This window comes from Micromonospora sp. PRAS1, assembly GCF_059553435.1.
The window spans coordinates 183,193-197,566 of record NZ_JCANNB010000001.1 but is presented as its reverse complement, the minus strand read 5'-3'; the positions used below and the strand labels follow the sequence as shown (position 1 = coordinate 197,566).

The following is a 14,374-nucleotide window of genomic DNA, read 5'->3' as shown; positions in this document are numbered from 1 at the left end:
CGCCGGTCACGTCAAGCGGTCCCCGGTCGGCGGCAGCGTCGGCCGGGGACCGCCGTGCCGGTCGAGGTGGCCCGCCTGACCGGTGCCGGCGGGTGACGAAGCACGTACGCTGCAACGCATGCGTACGTGCCGGGCGGCGGCCGGAAAGCTCACTGTGGTCCTGGTCACGCTGATCCTGCTCGCCGGCTGTGGGGCCAGCGGCCCGAGCCCACGGGCCTGGGCCGCGTCGGTGTGCTCGGCGCTGACCCCGTGGCGGGCCGAGATCAGCAAGCTGACCAGCAGCACGAACGAGCAGATGACCGCGCAGACCACCCCCGCGCAGGCCAAGGAGAACCTGGTCCGCCTCTTCGGCGGGGCCGAGCAGGCCAGCGAGGACGCCCGGCGCAAGGTCGAGCAGGCGGGTGTGCCAAAGGTCGAGCACGGCGAGGAGATCTCCGCCGGCTTCCGGGCCTCGCTGGCCGCCATGCGCGACGCCTACGGCCGGGCCCGGGCCACCATCGACGGCCTGAGTACCGGCGAGGCGACGGTCTTCTACGACGGCGTCCAGGCCGCGGTGGAGACCCTCAAGCAGGAGTACGACGCCAGCACGCTGGACACCAGCCAGCTGAACTCCGAAGAACTCAAGCGCGCCTTCGACGAGGTACCTGAATGCCGTTGAGCGGTTCCGGTGAGCCACCGGCGGCGCAACCGCTGCCGGTGTCGTTCCCGGTGCCCGATCCGGCCCTGCCGACCCCCCGCCGACGCGGTTCCGACGTCGAGCGGACGGCGCTGGACGACCGGCAAGAGCGGACGGCGCTGGACGACCGGCAACTTGTCTTCTTCGGCGCGGAGACCGGTGAACCCAGCGTCACCGATCTCGCCGGCCTGCTCGCCGGGCCGGGCGAGGTGCACCGGATGGGGGGCACGGCCCGCCTGTCGATGGTGGTGGACGCCGGGTGGCGGGTGCACGTGCTCGTCGCCGAGCTGGCCCAGCGGGGCGTACGGGCGACCTGGGCACCCACCGAGGACCAGCGGTACGCCGTGCGGACCGCGTACGCCCGGACCCTCGTGCCGCTCGCGGCGGCGTGGCTGCGCGGTTCGACGCAGCATCCGCCCGCCGGCCTGCACCTGGACGGCCGGCGGCTGCGGCTCTGGCTGGCGGCGGCCGGGGTGGCCGACCCGCCGGACTTCCTGCTGCACCTCGGCGGCGCCGATCCGGTGCGCTGGGCGGTGGTCGGTGGTGCCCTGGTCGCGGCCGGGTTGAGCGGGGAACTTGTCGAGCCAGGCGCGGGTGGCCCGGCGTACCGGATCACCGGCCGCCGCGGCACGCAGCGACTGGCCGAGCTGGTCGGCGAGCGCCCGTCGGCCGCACCACCGGCGGCCTGGCCGGCCCGCGACTGATCCGGGCCGGGAGGGCGCCAGCTGTCCGATGCGAGACAGCCGCGTGTCGGGGAACACAGCGAGAATCGGCCAGGTTCTACCTCCACCGAGGGGCTGCCAGGGTCACAGTCGCCCGCTGGTTGCCCTACTCACGGTGTACGGTGACGCCGTCCGGCGCGAGCACAGATCGTCCCGCACGGATCGCCGTTCGCGAAACCCGAAACACGGACGGCGCGTTACGTTGGACATCCGGACCGCTGGGTACCGGTGGGTCGAGTGCGCCCCGAACTGGGGTCGGCTGTGACCGCGAGCAGGAATGAGGTCGAAGCAGACGTGCCAAGCAACGCTGGAACCACCCGCCTGGTCATCGTCGAGTCCCCGGCGAAGGCCAAGACGATCTCGGGCTACCTCGGCCCGGGGTACGTCGTGGAGGCCAGCTTCGGGCACGTTCGCGACCTGCCGCGCAACGCCGCCGACGTCCCCGCCCGCTACAAGGGCGAGCCCTGGGCCCGGCTCGGGGTCGACGTCGACAACGGCTTCCACGCCCTCTACGTCGTCTCCGCCGACCGCAAGCAGCAGATCAGCAAGCTGACCAAGCTGGCCAAGGAGGTCGACGAGATCCTCCTCGCCACGGACGAGGACCGCGAGGGCGAGGCGATCGCCTGGCACCTGGTGGAGACGCTCAAGCCGAAGGTGCCGGTCCGGCGGATGGTCTTCCACGAGATCACCAAGCCGGCCATCCAGGCGGCGGTGGCCAACCCGCGCGAGATCGACCGGGACCTGGTCGACGCCCAGGAGGCGCGGCGCATCCTGGACCGGCTCTACGGCTACGAGGTCTCTCCGGTGCTGTGGAAGAAGGTCATGCCGAAGCTCTCGGCGGGCCGGGTGCAGTCCGTGGCGACCCGGATCGTGGTCGAGCGTGAGCGGCAGCGGATGGCGTTCCGCACCGCCGAGTACTGGGACATCCTGGCCACCCTGGCCGTGGCGAAGCCGGGCGAGGGGCCGCGCACCTTCAACGCCACCCTTGTCGCGCTGAACGGCGACCGGATCGCCACCGGCAAGGACTTCGAGCCGACCACCGGCAAGGTGCGCGCCGGGGCCGGCGTGGTGCACCTCGACTCCGGTGGGGCCCGGGGGCTCGCCGCCCGGCTCGAAGGGCGGCCGTTCACCGTCACCCGGGTCGAGGAGAAGCCCTACCGCCGCCGCCCGTACGCGCCCTTCATCACCTCCACCCTCCAGCAGGAGGCGGCCCGCAAGCTGCGGTTCTCGTCGCAGCAGACGATGCGCACCGCGCAGCGCCTCTACGAGAACGGCTACATCACCTACATGCGTACCGACTCGGTGAACCTGTCGGAGACCGCCATCGCGGCGGCCCGCCGGCAGATCGTCGAGCTGTACGGCGAGCGCAGCGTCCCGCCGGAGCCGCGCCGCTACACCGGCAAGGTGAAGAACGCGCAGGAGGCACACGAGGCGATCCGCCCGGCGGGGGACAACTTCCGCACCCCGGGCGACGTGGCCAAGGAACTCTCCGCCGAGGAGTTCAAGCTCTACGAGCTGATCTGGCGGCGCACCATCGCCTCGCAGATGACCGACGCGGTCGGCTCCAGCGTCTCGGTGCGGATCCGGGCCACCACCTCCGGTGGCGAGGAAGCGGACTTCGGCGCCACCGGCAAGACCATCACCGACCCGGGCTTCCTGCGCGCGTACGTCGAGTCCAGCGACGACGAGAACGCCGAGGCCGAGGATGCCGAGCGGCGGCTGCCCAACCTGGTCAAGGACCAGCCGCTCACCGCCGACGAGCTGACCGCGCAGGGCCACCACACCCAGCCGCCCGCCCGCTACACCGAGGCGTCGCTGGTCAAGGCCCTGGAGGAGCTGGGCATCGGCCGCCCCTCCACGTACGCCTCGATCATGCAGACCATCCAGGACCGGGGGTACGTCGTCAAGCGTGGCCAGGCGATGATCCCGTCGTTCCTGGCGTTCGCGGTGATCGGGCTGATGGAGCGGCACTACCCGCGCCTGATCGACTACGACTTCACCGCCAGCATGGAGAACGAGCTGGACGAGATCGCCGGGGGCGACCACGCGGCGGTGGACTTCCTCACCGCCTTCTACTTCGGCACCACAAACGGTGCCGGTGACCAGGACATCGCCCGCTCCGGCGGGCTGAAGAAGCTGGTCACCGAGAACCTCAGCGACATCGACGCGCGCAGCGTCAACTCGATCCCGCTCTTCACCGACGACGAGGGGCGTGAGGTGGTGGTGCGGGTCGGCCGGTACGGCCCGTACCTCCAGCGCCGGGTGCCCGGCGAGGAGCCGGCGCCCGCCGGTGAGGGCGAGGAGGGCGGCGGCCAGGGTGACCGGGCGCCGATCCCCGAGGGCCTGGCACCGGATGAGCTGACCCCGGAGAAGGTGCACGAACTGTTCCTCGGCGGCGGAGGCGAGCGCAAGCTCGGCGACGACCCGGCGACCGGCGAGCCGATCCTGCTCAAGTCCGGCCGCTTCGGCCCGTACGTGGCAAGTGGCGAGCGCAAGTCCTCGCTGCTGCGCTCGCAGTCGCCGGACTCGCTCACCTTCGACGAGGCACTCAAGCTGCTCAGCCTGCCCCGGGTGATCGGGGTGGGCCCGGACGGCGCCGAGGTGGTCGCCAACAACGGCCGCTACGGCCCGTACGTCAAGCGTGGTGACGAGTTCCGTTCGCTGGACTCGGAAGAGAAGATGTTCACCGTCACGCTGGACGAGGCGCTGGCCCTGCTTGCCGCTCCGAAGACCCGCCAGCGCCGGGCCGCCGCCCCGCCGCTGCGCGAGATGGGTGCCGACCCGCTGACCGAGAAGCCGCTGGTCATCAAGGACGGCCGGTTCGGCCCGTACGTCACCGACGGGGAGACCAACGCGTCCCTGCGGCGCGGCCAGACCCCGGAGGCGCTGACCCTGGAGGAGGCCTCCGAGATGCTCGCCGAGAAGCGGGCGAAGGGCCCTGCCCCCAAGAAGAAGGCCACCAAGAAGGCCGCCGCCAAGAAGACCCCCGCCAAGGCGACCAAGGCCACCGCTACGAAGGCCACCAAGTCCACCGCCACCAAGGCCACAAAGTCCACCCCGGCAAAGGCCGCCAAGTCCACCGCCGACTGACCTCGCCAGATCTTGGTCCAAATTCGCCCCCATAAGGCCCTTATGGGGGCAGTTTTGGACCAAGATTCGGGCGGTCAGCCGAGGAGGTGCGTGAGGTGGGGCGTGGTCAGGACGTGGTGGGGGTCCAGGCGGGCGCGGAGGAGTTGGAAGTCGCGCCAGCGCGGATAGGCGGGGGCCAGGGAGGCGGCGTCCCGCCAGTGCAGCTTGCCCCAGTGTGGGCGGCCGCCCAGCTCGGTCGCCACCTCCTCGAAGGCCCGGAAGTACGGCTCGTAGGGCATGCCGACGTACTGGTGCAGGGCGACGTACGCCGAGTCGCGCCCGTACGAGTGGGACAGCCAGATCCGGTCGGCTGCGGTGAACCGCACCTCGGCCGGGAAGAGCACCTTGAACGGCAGCCGGTCGACGATCCGGCGCAGCGCGTCGAGCGCCTCGGGCAGGGTTTCGCGCGGTAGCGCGTACTCCATCTCCAGGAAGCGGACCCGGCGCGGGCTGCAGAAGACCGCGTCGGAGCGGCCTGTGTAGAGGCGTTCGCTGAGCAGCCGCGCGGAGAGGGCGCTGATTCCCGGCGCGAGGGCCGGTACCGCGCGGCCGAGCCGGCAGGCGCCGGCGAAGACGGTGTTGGCCAGGAAGTCGTCGTCCAGCCAGCCGCGCCAGCGGGGCAGCGGACGGTCGTCGGCGGGCACCCGATCGTTGATCTTGAGCTGCACCCGGTCGGTGTAGGGAAACCAGAAGAACTCGACGTGGTCGTGCCCGCCGACCAGGCCGGACAGCTCGGCCAGCACGGCGTCGAGCGACGCCGGGCGCTCGTGGGCCCGCAGCACGAAGGCGTCCACGCAGCGCAGCGTCACCTCGACAAGTACGCCGAGCGCGCCGAGGGAGACCCGGGCCGCGTCGAAGATGTCGGGACGTTCCTCGGCGGAGCAGTGCAGCACCTCGCCGGCCCCGGTGACCAGGGTAAGCGCCTCGACGAAGGTGGCCAGGCCGCCGTAGGCCGCGCCGGTGCCGTGGGTGCCGGTGGAGATCGCGCCCGCCACGGTCTGCGCGTCGATGTCGCCGAGGTTGGGCAGCGCCAGGCCGTGACCGGTGAGTAGGACATTGAGCTGCCGCAGGGGCATTCCGGACGGTACGGTGACGAGGCGCCGATCGATGTCCACGCGTACGTCGGTGGCGAGTCGAGTCAGCTCCATCCGCCGCCCGTCGCTGACCGCGACGGGGGTGAAGGAGTGGCCGCTGCCGACCGGGCGGATCCGGTCACCGGTCTCGGCGGCCGAGCGGACCTGTTCGGCGACCTCGGCGATCGAGGAGGGTCGCAGAATCGCGGTCGCCAGGCTGTGTTGATTTCCGGCCCAGTTGGACCAGGAAGCGGCGTCGGCGGGTGCGGTTTCGGCCATCGGCACTCCTCGAAATGAATATGAACCGAATTCATATCAGGAACGTTGTCCCTGGTAAACACCGCAATAGAGGTCCGCTCGTTGTACCGGTAGTCACGAAGTCGTGACTTGAAGATATGTTCATCCGTCGAGAGGGGGTGGCGAGTGTCCACTTCAGCCGCCACGACCGGACCGCTGCGTCGGGTACCAGTGCAAGGTCGTAGTGTCGCGCGGGTCCAGCGGATGCTGGACGCCTGCGCCGAGCTCGTCGACGAGGTGGGGTACGAGGGACTGACCACCACCCTGCTCGCCGAGCGGGCCGAGGTGGCGATCGGGTCGGTCTATCAGTTCTTCCCGGACAAGCGGGCGATCGTGCAGGCGCTGACCCTGCGCACGATGGAGTCCTACCTCCAACGGCTCGACGAACGCTTCGCCTCGGACGACCTGACCCACTGGTGGGACGGGGTCGACGCGGGCATCGACGAATACATCACGATGCACCGCACCGTCCCCGGGTTCCGTACCCTGCACTTCGGCGACGTGGTCGACCTGCATCTGCTCGATGAGCAGCGGGACAACAACGGGGTGATCGCGGACCAACTGGCCCGGGTGCTCACCGAGCGGTTCGGTCTGTCCGACGTTCCCGACCTGCGCTTCCATCTGGAGATCGCGGTGGAGGTGGCCGACGCGCTGATCAAGCTCGCGTTCCGCCGCCGTACGCCGGACGGCGACGAGCGGGTGCTGATCGAGGCCAAGGCGTTGATCCGCGAGTACCTGCACCGTCAGGTGGACGCCCGGGGCGAGACCGGCCAGCGGCCGGTCGTGCAGCCCGCGAAGCCGGCCGACGACCAGATCGTCGATTCCGCGCCGGCCAGCCAGTCCGCCTGACCCTCCGCCCGGCTCGGCCCCCGGCCGGGCGGCGCGGCAACGCGGCATCGGGGCGTAACGGCGTGTGACGGGCTCAGAGAAAGGCCCGGCCCTCGCCCCGGTAGGTCGGCACGGTGGCCACCACCTCATCGCCCGCCACCAGGTGCAACTCGTTGACGCGTTCACACAGCTCCCCCGACTTGGCGTGGCGGAACCAGACGCGGTCGCCGAGGCACAGGGTGGCGGCCGGTGCTCCGCTCAGCGGGGTCTGCACCTCACCGGCCCCTTCGGCGCCGATCAGTTGGAGCCCGGCCGGCAACCACGGTCGCGGCTGCCGGCTGCCGGCCGCCGGGCCGGAGGCGATCCAGCCACCGCCGAGCACGGTGGCCAGATTCGGCGCCGGCCGGCGTACCACCGCGCAGGCGAAAAAGGCCGCCGGGGTGGGACGCCAGCTGCGATACCCGTCGAAGAGCGTCGGCCCGTACAGGCCCGATCCCGCGGTGACTTCGGTGATCGCGGGATCGGCGCTGGTCGCGGCCACGCTGCCGGTGCCACCACCGTTCACGAACTCCAGCTCGGCGTGCTCGCGTACGGCAGCCGCCGCCGCACCTCGGCGGGCCAGCAACTCGCGGTACGAGCCGCGCTGGGCCAGCCGGATCGCGGCGCCGAGCATCGCCCGCCCGGGCGGCGCGTCGCCCAGGCCGGCGATCTGCGCCTCGTACGACATCAGCCCGACCAGCCGGAAGCCCGGCCGGGCGGCCACGGTGGCGGCCAGCCGCCCGGCCGCCCGTGCGGTGTGCACCGGTGACCGTCGTACCCCGACGTGCACCCGCCCACCCAGTGGCCGCCACGACGCGTCCAGATCGAGGCAGACCCGCAGCTCGGGACGGCGGCCCGGCGGGCACACCGCGTCACAGAAGTCGAGCTGTGCCGGATCGTCGACCATCAGGGTGATGGCCGCCGCGAGGGCGGGATCGGCTGCCAGCTCGGCAAGCGCCTGCCGGTCGACCGTGGGGTACGCCATCAGCACGTTGGCGGTGACTCCGGTGCGGACCAGCCAGATCGCCTCGGGCAGCGTGAACGCCATCACTGCGTGCCAGCCCGGCCGGGCCAGCGCGCGGGTGAGCAGATCACGGCTGCGTAACGACTTGCTGGCGATCCGCAACGGCTTGCCGCCGGACCGGGCGGCGAGCGCGGCGGCATTGGCGTCGAAGGCGGTGAGGTCGACCACCGCGTACGGCGGGTCGAGATGCGCCGTCGCCCGGTCCAACCGGTGGCGCAGGTTCTCGCTGTCGGTGGTCACGTGTGCACGCTAACTGTGAAACGGTGAATGCGAAATACCCTCGCATCTGTCTGCCCGGGCAGGCTGGCTACGGCGGCCTAGGCTGCGACGAGCAGGTGATGCGGGACGGGAGAGATGCCCGTCGGGGCTAGAGTGTTCCACCGGGGGTGCCCAGCGATGGGCCGGCACGTGGAGGTACGGCCATCGAAAGCCAGTTCAACGGCGAGTCGTCCGGCGTGTCGCCGTCTGCGGACCAACCCGCCGGCACAGCCGGCCGCTCCGGCAGCGCCGCCGCCAACCCGTCGGCCGGCAATCCGTCCGGTGCCAACCCGCCCGGCGCCAACCCGTCGGCCGGCAATCCGCCTGGTGCGACCGCAGGTCAGGCCGACCTCAGCGGCTATTCGGCGATCCGCTCCGTGCTGCGCATCCGGCCGTTCCGCCGGCTCTGGATCGTGCTCGGCGCGGCCTCCTTCGGCGACTGGCTCGGCCTGCTCGCCACAAGTGTGTTCGCCGCCTCCCAGGTGGAGGGGAGCACCGCAAAGGGTGCCGCCTTCGGTGGCGTGATCGCCATCCGGCTGCTGCCCGCGCTGCTGCTCGGCCCGGTCGCCGGAGTGCTCGCCGACCGCTTCGACAGGCGCTGGACGATGGTCATCTGCGACCTGCTGCGGTTCGTGCTCTTCGCCTCCATCCCGCTCTACGCGTTGACCGGTGCCAGTGGCGCGCGGGTGGTCAGCTGGGCGGCGATCGCCACCTTCCTGATCGAGACGGTCACCCTGCTCTGGATCCCGGCCAAGGAAGCGGCGGTACCGAACCTCATCCCGCGGGCCCGGCTGGAGACGGCGAACCAACTCACCCTGATCACCACGTACGGCCTGACTCCGGTCTTCGCCGCGATCGTGCTCTCCTCGCTTGACGGCATCATCCGGGGCGCCACCGGCGGCGAGATGCCGGACTGGGCGCAGCCGGCCCAGCTCGCGCTCTGGTTCAACGCGTTCTCCAGGCTCGCCACCGCCGTGGTGGTGGCCTTCGGCATCAAGGAGATCAGCCAGGCGAAGGCCGGCGAGGGGGACCGTACCGAGCAGAGCATGCTGCGCCAGTTCACCGAGGGCTGGCGGTTCATCGGGCAGACCCCGCTGGTCCGGGGCCTGGTCCTGGGCATCTTCGGCGCCTTCGCCGGTGGCGGCATCGTGATCGGTACGGCCCGGTTCTTCGCCGCCTCGCTCGGCGCCGGTGACGCCGCCTTCTTCCTGCTCTTCGGCGCGATCTTCGTGGGCCTGGCGATCGGCATCGGGCTCGGCCCGATGATCGTCCGGGACATGTCCCGGCGGCGCTGGTTCGGCATGAGCATCGTGCTGGCCAGCGCCTCGGTGATGACCCTCGCCTTCGCCTTCCACCTCTCCATGGCGCTTGTCGGCGCGATCCTGGTCGGCGCCGGTGCCGGCATGGCGTTCCTCTCCGGCACCACCCTGCTCGGCGGCGAGGTCGCCGACGAGGTACGCGGCCGGGTCTTCGCCGTGGTGCAGATCGGCACCCGACTGGTGCTGATCCTGGCGATCGCGCTGGGCAGCCTGCTCGCCGGGGTCGGCGGCTCCCGGACCCTGGAGATCGCCGACCTGGGCATCTCGATCTCCGCCACCCGCCTGCTGCTGCTCGCCGCCGGCGCGGCCGGGATATTCGCCGGAATCAGCGCATTCGGTCAGATGGACGACAAGAAGGGCGTTCCGGTCCTGGCCGACCTCTGGGGCTCGATCCGGGGCCGCCCGCTGATGCCGGCCGAACCGTTCGTCTCGGCCGGGCTCTTCGTGGTCTTCGAGGGCGGCGAGGGCGCGGGCAAGTCGACCCAGCTCGCCGCGCTGGCCGCGCGACTGCGGGACGAGGGGCGGGACGTGGTGGTCACCCGGGAGCCGGGTGCCACCGGGATCGGCGAGCGGATCCGCTCGTTGGTGCTCAACACCGATCTCGCCGAGGCGCCCTCACCGCGCGCGGAGGCGCTGCTCTACGCCGCTGACCGGGCACATCATGTGGCCACGGTGGTCCGGCCCGCCCTGGTCCGGGGCGCCGTGGTGATCAGTGACCGGTACGTCGACTCGTCCCTGGCGTACCAGGGTGCCGGCCGTACGCTGCCGGTCGACGAGGTCTCCTGGCTATCGTCCTGGGCCACCGGTGGGCTCAAGCCCGACCTGGTGGTGCTCCTAGACGTCGACCCGCGTACCGGCTTGTCCCGGGTCGCCGCGCGCAGTGAGGCCGCCGACCGGCTGGAGGCCGAGTCGGTCGCCTTCCATGAGCGGGTCCGGTACGCCTTCCTCGACCTCGCCGCCGCCGACCCCAAGCGATACCTGGTGCTCGACGCCGCCCGACCGGTGGAGGAGATCGCCGAGGAGGTCGCCCGCCGGGTGGCGGAACTGCTCGGCGCGGCCGGCGGCATCAACCACCCGGGGCCGGCGAACGGCCCGGACACCTCGGTACAGCCCCAGTTATCCCCATCGGAGCTGGTGACGACGGAGCGGACTTGACGACCGAGCGGATCTGCCGGGCGGAGTGGAGTTGATGACGGACGCCTTTGCCGACCTGGTCGGGCAGGACGAGGCGGTACGGATGCTGCGCCAGGCCGCCGCGTCCGCCGCCGCCGTGCTGCGCGCCGCCGGCGGGCAGGTGGAGCCGGATCCGGTGACCTGGCCGGACCCGGACGCGCTGCCCGGGGCGGACGCGGACCCGGTGGCCGGCGCGGACGTGGTGGCTGAGGCGGAGCCGGGCGCCGGGATGACCCACGCGTGGATCTTCACCGGCCCGCCCGGGTCGGGCCGGTCGGTCGCCGCGCGGGCGTTCGCCGCCGCGTTGCAGTGTGTGCACGGCACCGGGTGCGGGCAGTGTCCCGGGTGCCACACCACACTGGCCGGCACCCACGCCGACGTACGGCTGGTGGTGCCCGAAGGGCTCTCCATCGGCGTCAACGAGATGCGGGCACTGGTGCTCCGGGCGGCCAGCACCCCGTCCGGCGGGCGTTGGCAGATCGTGATCATCGAGGATGCCGACCGGCTCACCGAGGCGGCCGGAAACGCGCTGCTCAAGGCGGTGGAGGAGCCGCCGCCCCGGACCGTCTTCCTGCTCTGTGCGCCCTCCACCCACCCGGACGACATCTCGGTGACCATCCGCTCGCGCTGCCGGGTCGTACCCCTGCGGCAGCCGCCGGCCGACGCGGTGGCCGAGGTGCTGGTGCGGCGCGACGGGATCGCACCCGACGTGGCACGGTGGGCGGCGGCGGCCACCCAGGGGCACGTGGGGCGGGCCCGGCGCCTGGCCGGCGACCCACAGGCCCGCGCCCGGCGGGAGGCGGTGCTCGCGGTGCCGCGCCGGCTGACAAGCGTCGGCGCTGCCTTCGATGCGGCGTCAGCGCTGATCGAGGCGGCCGAGGCGGAGGCCGAGGCATCGGTGGCGGAGACCGACGCGGCGGAGCGTGCGGCGCTGGAGACCGCCCTCGGCGCGGGTGGCACCGGCCGGGGCGCGGCCGGCGCTGCCCGGGGTGCCGCCGGACAGCTGAAGGACCTGGAGCGGCGGCAGAAGTCGCGGGCCACCCGGGCCCAGCGGGACGCCCTGGACCGGGCCCTGGTCGACCTGGCCGCCTTCTACCGCGACGCGTTGACCGTGGCGCTGAGCGCACCGGTGGCACCGGTGCACACCGACACCACCGAACTGGCCGACGCGGGGGCCCGTAGCTGGCAGGCGGAGGGGGCGCTGCGGCGGCTGGAGGCGGTACTTGCCTGCCGCACCGCGATCGAGACCAACGTGAAGCCCCGGATCGCCGTGGAGGCGATGATGCTGGCCCTCTGGAAGGGCTGACCCCGGCGGGCTGTTCGCTGGCCGGACCGTTATCCACAGGCATCGACAGGCGCAATTCGCGTGCGGTACGGTCCAATGTGCCGTGGTGACGGTGGTGGCACGCACAGTGAGGACACTGGGGGAGGAGTCCGCCGATGCCGCGGGGTGAGATCGATGAGGCGTGGATCGAGGAGGCGGTCCGGCGCTATCGCCGGATCGAATCCCTCCAGGCCGAGTTCGACCGGGCCGTGGCAACGGTCGAGGTGACCGTCCGTTCGCCGGACGGCCTGGTAGAGGTGGTGGTGACCGCCAGCGGCCGGATCACCGACGTGCGGTTCCTCGGTCCGCTGCACAATCGGGCGCCGCGCGACGTGGCCGGTTCGGTGCGGGCCGCGGTGGCGGCCGCCGCCGACGCCGCGCAGTGGGCCCGGGAAAAGTTGCACAACGAGACCTTCACCGCCTACCGGCCGCTGACGGGGGCGTGAGATGGAGAGCCTTCGCGCCCTGGCCGACCGGCTCGACGAGGCGAGTGCCACCCTGACCGCGCTCTCCCGCTCGATCACCGCCGCCGACCCGGCACAGGCGGCCTTCGGCGTCGACGCCTCCGGTCGGCCAGGCGAGATCGGGCGGGCGCTGCACCGGCAGTGGATGGCGGCCACGGGCGATCGGGCCCGGGAGGCGCACATCGCCGCCGCACAGTTGTCCGCCACGGCGGACGCGTTGCGCCAGGCCGCAGCCCGCTATGCCGACACCGACTCGGTCGCCGCCCGCCGAATGGTGGGGGAGGCGTGATGGACGCCCTGGACCGGCTCGCCGAGCCCGGTCTCGACCTGCTGCGTCGGGTCGACACCCTGCTCGCCGGCGGTGCGCCCGAGGGGCACCGGGTCTGGCCGCTGCTGCGGCGGATGCAGGTGTTGCCCGGCGACGCGTTGCGCGGCTTCCTCGACCTGCGTCCCGCGCCGCTGGCCGGTGCCGGGCACGCGGTGCGCCGGCACGTCCCCGGGTACGACCACGCCTGCGCCGCGCTGACCGACCCGCTGCTCTGGTCCGGCTCGGCCGCCGCAGCCTACGGCCAGTCCCGGGCGATGCTGCTGCGCCACTTCGACGAGGGCCCGGAGAGCCTGGTCGGGCGGCTGGAGGCGACCGCCGGTTACGCCGACGCGCTCGCCGACTGGGTGGAGGGCAGCCGACTCGCCGTGGCGCGAGCCCTGGCCGACGTGATCGGCTCGGCCGAGGCGGTGGCGGTCGTCGCGGCCACCTCGCTGACCCGGGAGCCGTCCCACTCCGGGCCGTCGTCACCGGGCACCGTCGGTGCCGCCGAGGTCGCCGCCCGGGTGCTGGCCGTGCTCTGCGTGGCGTACGACGGGGCGGAAACCCTGCTGCGGCAGTGGGGGCCGAGTCTGGCCGAATCTCCCTGGCGGCCCCCCGGCGCCCGGCTGCGACCCGACGGTGGTGGCACCGCACCCGGCACCCGGACAACCCGCGTCGGCTGGTAGCCAACCCGCTGTCGCCGACCCGGTCGGATGCCGGCGCGGCGTCGTAGGGTGAAGGCATGGGCATGCTCTGTGCGGTCAGCTTCCAGCGGTACGGGCGCCTCTACTACCTCGATCCGGGCGAGCTTCGTCCACAGGTGGGTGACAAGGTGCTGGTCCCCACCGACGACGGCCCCGAGGTGGCGGAGTGCGTCTGGGCCGCCCAGTGGGTCACCGAGGAGACCGACGGCTTTCCCCGACTGGCCGGGCTGGCCGAGGAGGAGGACCTGCGCCGCGACGAGACGCTGCGCCGGCGCAAGGCCGAGGCGAAGGTCGCGGCCAAGCGGCTGATCCGGGAGCACGGCCTGCCGATGCGAGTGGTGGCGGTCGACCATGTGCTCGGCGGTGGCGAGGGCGGCGGCGAGCGGAGCACCATCTACTTCACCGCGCCGCACCGGGTGGACTTCCGCTCCCTGGTACGCGATCTCGGGGCGACCCTGCACTGCCGGGTGGAGCTTCGTCAGCTCTCGGCCCGGGACTCGGCGCGGGTGCAGGGCGGCATCGGCTCCTGCGGGCGTGACCTGTGCTGCGCCACCTTCCTCAACGACTTCGAGCCGGTCACCATCCGGATGGCCAAGGACCAGGACCTCCCGCTCAACCCGCTGCGCATCTCCGGTGCCTGCGGCCGGCTGATGTGCTGCCTCAAGTACGAGCACCCGCTGTACCAGAAATTCCAGGAGTCCGCCCCGGCGATCGGCTCCCGCGTCAGCACGCCCGAGGGGGAGGGCCGGGTGGTCGGCCACAGCGTCCCGAGAGACGCCGTCACCGTCCGCATGGACGCCGACGGTTCGCGCTCCATGTGCTCCCGCGCCGACGTCTGCGGCTCCCGCCTCGCCTACGAAACCCGCGACCAACCCACCCCCAACCCACCCCGCTGACCCCGCGCCCCGCCCCGCCCCGCCCCTCCCTCCCTCCCTCCCTCCCTCCCTCCCCGCCGCCCCTCTCTGCCCGGCGATCTTGCACCTTCCGTCGCCGCAAAAGCCGTGAAACGGGGCAAATTGGCGACCGAAAGTGCAAGA

At 72.3% G+C, this 14,374-nt stretch carries 12 protein-coding genes; 10 read left to right on the top strand and 2 right to left on the bottom strand.

Going from position 1 to position 14,374, the window contains the following annotated elements; translation table 11 throughout:
* The first annotated feature begins 118 nt into the window (after positions 1 to 118).
* From AC507J_RS00915 to topA, 3 genes are all read left to right on the top strand, one after another.
* Positions 119 to 658 carry a hypothetical protein gene (locus AC507J_RS00915; protein ID WP_496287101.1) on the top strand — a complete coding sequence of 180 codons (540 nt, stop codon included), beginning with the start codon at positions 119 to 121 and terminating at the stop codon, positions 656 to 658.
* Positions 649 to 1,380 carry a hypothetical protein gene (locus AC507J_RS00910; protein ID WP_496287100.1) on the top strand — a complete coding sequence of 244 codons (732 nt, stop codon included), beginning with the start codon at positions 649 to 651 and terminating at the stop codon, positions 1,378 to 1,380. The genes AC507J_RS00915 and AC507J_RS00910 overlap by 10 nt, the downstream gene beginning before the upstream one ends.
* A gap of 312 nt (positions 1,381 to 1,692) precedes the next feature.
* The gene (topA, locus tag AC507J_RS00905) at positions 1,693 to 4,488 is read left to right on the top strand and encodes a type I DNA topoisomerase (RefSeq protein ID WP_496287099.1); all 2,796 of its coding nucleotides are present in this window, start codon (positions 1,693 to 1,695) and stop codon (positions 4,486 to 4,488) included.
* 74 nt (positions 4,489 to 4,562) lie between these two features.
* On the opposite strand, the gene AC507J_RS00900 is transcribed toward topA, so the two are convergent.
* Positions 4,563 to 5,879 carry a D-arabinono-1,4-lactone oxidase gene (locus tag AC507J_RS00900; RefSeq protein ID WP_496287098.1) on the bottom strand — a complete coding sequence of 439 codons (1,317 nt, stop codon included), beginning with the start codon at positions 5,877 to 5,879 and terminating at the stop codon, positions 4,563 to 4,565.
* A gap of 222 nt (positions 5,880 to 6,101) precedes the next feature.
* Here AC507J_RS00900 and AC507J_RS00895 point away from each other — a divergent pair, with 222 nt between their 5' ends.
* On the top strand, positions 6,102 to 6,746 hold the full coding sequence (locus tag AC507J_RS00895) for a TetR/AcrR family transcriptional regulator (RefSeq protein ID WP_496287097.1): 645 nt from the start codon (positions 6,102 to 6,104) through the stop codon (positions 6,744 to 6,746).
* A 73-nt stretch (positions 6,747 to 6,819) separates the two neighbouring features.
* Here AC507J_RS00895 and AC507J_RS00890 read toward each other — a convergent pair whose 3' ends face one another.
* Positions 6,820 to 8,028: an amino acid deaminase/aldolase gene (locus AC507J_RS00890; RefSeq protein ID WP_496287096.1), complete on the bottom strand. Its 1,209-nt coding sequence runs from the start codon at positions 8,026 to 8,028 to the stop codon at positions 6,820 to 6,822.
* 431 nt (positions 8,029 to 8,459) lie between these two features.
* On the opposite strand from AC507J_RS00890, the gene tmk reads away from it, so the two are divergent.
* The 6 genes from tmk (at position 8,460) to AC507J_RS00860 (ending at position 14,233) form a co-directional block, all read left to right on the top strand.
* On the top strand, positions 8,460 to 10,520 hold the full coding sequence (gene tmk, locus AC507J_RS00885) for a dTMP kinase (protein WP_496287360.1): 2,061 nt from the start codon (positions 8,460 to 8,462) through the stop codon (positions 10,518 to 10,520).
* A 34-nt stretch (positions 10,521 to 10,554) separates the two neighbouring features.
* Positions 10,555 to 11,844, top strand: coding sequence for a DNA polymerase III subunit delta' (locus AC507J_RS00880; protein ID WP_496287095.1), 1,290 nt, complete (start codon positions 10,555 to 10,557; stop codon positions 11,842 to 11,844).
* Positions 11,845 to 11,978: 134 nt separating this feature from the next.
* Entirely contained in the window at positions 11,979 to 12,308 is a 330-nt protein-coding gene (locus AC507J_RS00875) for a YbaB/EbfC family nucleoid-associated protein (protein ID WP_496287094.1), read from the top strand.
* 1 nt (position 12,309) lies between these two features.
* Positions 12,310 to 12,615 (top strand): hypothetical protein, encoded by a 306-nt coding sequence (locus tag AC507J_RS00870; RefSeq protein WP_496287093.1) that lies wholly within the window; start codon positions 12,310 to 12,312, stop codon positions 12,613 to 12,615.
* Positions 12,615 to 13,319 (top strand): hypothetical protein, encoded by a 705-nt coding sequence (locus AC507J_RS00865; protein ID WP_496287092.1) that lies wholly within the window; start codon positions 12,615 to 12,617, stop codon positions 13,317 to 13,319. Before AC507J_RS00870 ends, AC507J_RS00865 begins: the two co-directional genes overlap by 1 nt.
* A gap of 56 nt (positions 13,320 to 13,375) precedes the next feature.
* A complete protein-coding gene (locus AC507J_RS00860; protein ID WP_496287091.1) occupies positions 13,376 to 14,233 on the top strand; it encodes a PSP1 domain-containing protein in 858 nt (285 codons plus the stop codon).
* Positions 14,234 to 14,374 lie beyond the last annotated feature (141 nt).